Genomic DNA, 3,681 nt, shown 5'->3' with positions numbered 1-3,681 from the left:
CCCTGCTCGCCACCCGCCTGATCGGCCGGATCCGGACCGAACTCGGCATCGACATCCCCATCCGGACGGTGTTCCGCACCCCGACCGTGGCCCAGCTGGCCGAGCGGTCGCAGGAGCTGGCGGCCACCAGCCGGCCCCGTCTGCGCAAGATGACCGTTGAGGAGTAGAGACGCATGATTCCGCTGTCGTACGCGCAGCGTCGGCTGTGGTTCCTCCACAAGCTCGAAGGCCCCTCGGCCACCTACAACATCCCGGTCGCGCTCAAGCTGACCGGCCACCTGGACACCGACGCGCTGCGGCAGGCCGTGCGGGACGTGGTGAGCCGCCACGAGAGCCTGCGCACCCTGTTCGCGGAGGACGGTGACGGGAACCCGTGGCAGCGGATCGTCCCGGCCGCCGACGCCACGGTGGACGTCCCGCTGGTGGACGTCCGGCCCGACGCGTTGCGGGCCGCCGTCACCGGGGCGGTCTGCCGCACCTTCGACCTCGCCGCCGAATTGCCGCTCGACGTCCGGCTGTTCAGGTGCGCCCCGGACGAGCACGTGCTCGTGCTGGTGCTGCACCACATAGCCGGTGACGGTGCCTCCGTCGACCCGCTGGTGCGGGACCTCGTGACCGCGTACACGGCCCGGTGCGAGGGCCGCGAACCGGGTTGGCCCGAGCTGCCCGTCCAGTACAAGGACTACACGCTCTGGCAGCGGGAGCTGCTCGGTGACGAGGAGGACCCGACGAGCGTGGCCGCGCGTCAGGTCGAGTTCTGGCGCCGGGAGCTGGCCGGCGTGCCGCAGCCGCTGCCGCTGTCCCTGGACCGGCCGCGGCCCGCCGTCGCCGGCCACCGCGGTGACGTCGTGGAGTTCACGATCGAGCCGGAACTGCGCGGGCGCTTGGAGAAGGTGGCCGCCGACCTGGGCGCCACCGTGTCCATGGCCGCCGAGACGGCGCTCGCGGTGCTGCTGCACCAGCTCGGCGCCGGCGACGACCTGACCATCGGCAGCCCGGTCGCGGGCCGCACCGACGAGGCCCTGGAGGACCTGGTCGGGTTCTTCGCCAACACGCTGGTGCTGCGGCTGGACCTGTCGGGCAATCCGACGTACGCCGACCTGCTCGACCAGGCCCGCACCCGTGCCCTGGCCGGCTACGACCACCAGGACGTGCCGTTCGAGCGGCTGGTGGAGCTGCTCAACCCGGAGCGCTCCACGGCGTACCAGCCGCTGTTCCAGGTCATGTACGCCTGGCAGTTCGTGTGGACCGAGTTCGAGATGCCGGGCCTGCGCGCGGTCCCGCTGGAGACCGCCACCGGCACGGCCAAGTTCGACCTGTTCTTCAACATGATCCCGACCGCCGACGGGGGTGTGCAGGGCCGGCTGGAGTTCGCCACCGACCTGTTCGACCGCTCCACCGCGCAGGCGATGGCGGACCGGCTGGTGCGGGTGCTGCGGCAGGTCGCCGCCGACCCGCGGGTGCGGGTCGGCGCGGTCGACGTGCTGGCGCCGGAGGAGCGGGAACTGCTGCTCGCCATGTGCGCCGGGACACCGGCCGAGGTGCCGGCGCGGTCCCTGCCCGAGCTGTTCGCCCGGCAGGTGGCCCGCTCCCCGGAGGTGCCGGCGGTGGTCGCCGCGGGGACCACGCTGACATACCGGGAACTGGACGTCCGTGCGGGCGTGCTGGCCCGCCGGCTCGTCGAACGCGGGGTCGGCCCGGAGACCGTCGTCGCCGTGGCCCTGCCGCGCTCCGCGGAGCTGGTCACGGCCCTCCTCGCGGTGTGGAAGGCGGGCGGCGCCTACGTTCCCGTCGACCCCGCCTATCCGGCGGACCGGTGCGAGCTGCTCCTCAAGGACGCCGATCCCGTCCTCGTCCTCACCGACCGGGCGACGGCCCCCGGCCTGACGGTGGCCGACGGACGGCTGCTCCTCCTGGACGAGCTGCCGGCGGCCGGAGAGCCCCTCGCCGCCGTCCCGGACCTGCGCCCGGACCACCTCGCCTACGTCATGTACACCTCCGGATCCACCGGTGTCCCGAAGGGCGTCGGCGTCACGCACGCGAGCCTCGTGAACGGCGTGCTGCGACTGGCGGAGACGGTCGGGGTCGACGCGGGCTCGCGCGTCCTGGCCGCGACCTCCGTCAGCTTCGACGTGTCGGTCTTCGAGGTGTTCACCGCGCTCGGCCGCGGCGCCACCGTCGAGGTGGTCCGCGACGTACTGGAGATCGGCGAGCGTGGCGGCTGGTCGGGCACCGTCCTGAGCGCCGTACCGTCCGTCTTCGCCGCCCTGCTGGACGAGCGGCCCGAACTCGACGTCCGCAGGCTGGTGTTCGCGGGCGAGGCGCTGCCCGGCGCCCTGGTCGACCGGATCCGTGCCGCGCTGCCCGACACCCGGATCGTCAACGCCTACGGCCAGACCGAGAGCTTCTACGCCTCCCTGTTCCCGGTGCCCGGCACCTGGCGGTCCACGACCGGCGTGCCCGTCGGCGCGCCGCTCGGCAACATGCGGGCCTACGTGCTCGGTCCGGGCCTCGCGCCGGTGCCGCCCGGGGTCGTCGGCGAGCTGTACGTGGCGGGTCTGATCGCCCGCGGGTACGCGGGCCGGCCCGAGCTGACCGCCGAGCGGTTCGTCGCCGACCCGTTCGGTCCGGCCGGCGCGCGCATGTACCGCACCGGTGACCTCGCCCGCTGGACCCCCGACGGACAGCTGGAGTACATGGGCCGGGCGGACGCGCAGGTCAAGGTGCGCGGTCTGCGCATCGAGCCGGGCGAGGTGGAGGCCGCGCTGCTGGCCCACCCCGCGGTCGCCCAGGCGGTCGTGGTCGCCCGCGAGGGGCGCGGCGGCGGGCAGACACTCGTCGGGTACGTCGTCCCGGTCGCCGACGGGGCGCCGGCCGAGGCGGGCGACTTCGACCTCGACGCCGCCGTCTCCGTGGCCGATCTGCGCCGGTTCCTGGCGGGCCGGCTGCCCGAGTTCATGGTCCCGTCCGTCATCGTCGTCCTCGGCAGGCTGCCGCTGACGGCCAACGGCAAGGTGGACCGGGGGGCGCTGCCGGAGCCGGAGGTCTCGGAGGTCGCCTACCGGGCGCCGGGCAGTGCGGCCGAGGAGGTGCTGGCCGGGGTGTTCGCCGAGGTGCTGGGTGTGGAGCGGGTCGGTGTGGACGACGACTTCTTCGCGGCCGGCGGTGACAGCATCCGCTCGATCCAGGTGGTGGCCCGGGCCCGGGCGAAGGGGGTCGAGGTCACGGCCCGGGAGGTGTTCGAACACCGCACGGTCGCCGCGCTGGCCGAGGCCGCGGCCCGCAGGACCGACGACCATGTCGCCCTGGAGGAACTGCCCGGCGGCGGGACCGGCTGGATGCCGCTCCTGCCGGTCGCCCGGCACGTCCTCGGCCTGGGCGGCGGACACGACCGGTTCGCGATGTCGGCCGTGCTCCGGATGCCGCCGGAGGTGAACCACGCGGACCTCGTGGCCACCCTCGACGCACTCCTCGACCGGCACGACGTCCTGCGTGCGCGTCTGGTGGAGGCGCCGGAGCGGGGTCTGTATGTGGAGCCGGCCGGTTCGGTCGATGCGGGCGCGTTGTTGCACCGGGTTGCGGGTGCGGGGGCGGATGCGGCGGTCGAGCTGGATGCTGCGGCGGGGCGGCTGGATCCGGCGGGCGGGGTGATGGCCCAGTTCGTGTGGCTGGAGGCGTCGG

Annotated in this window: 2 protein-coding genes; both read left to right on the top strand. The window is 74.2% G+C overall.

The window, feature by feature from the left end:
* Positions 1-2 precede the first annotated feature (2 nt).
* Positions 3-167, top strand: coding sequence for a phosphopantetheine-binding protein (locus tag IE312_RS44250; protein ID WP_368860045.1), 165 nt, complete (start codon positions 3-5; stop codon positions 165-167).
* A 6-nt stretch (positions 168-173) separates the two neighbouring features.
* Positions 174-3,681 (top strand): non-ribosomal peptide synthetase (locus IE312_RS37735; protein ID WP_189986820.1); only part of this gene is annotated, 3,508 nt, incomplete at its 3' end.

This window comes from Streptomyces capoamus, assembly GCF_014654935.1.
Classification (GTDB): domain Bacteria; phylum Actinomycetota; class Actinomycetes; order Streptomycetales; family Streptomycetaceae; genus Streptomyces; species Streptomyces capoamus.
This window is presented reverse-complemented; position numbering and strand designations above follow the sequence as displayed.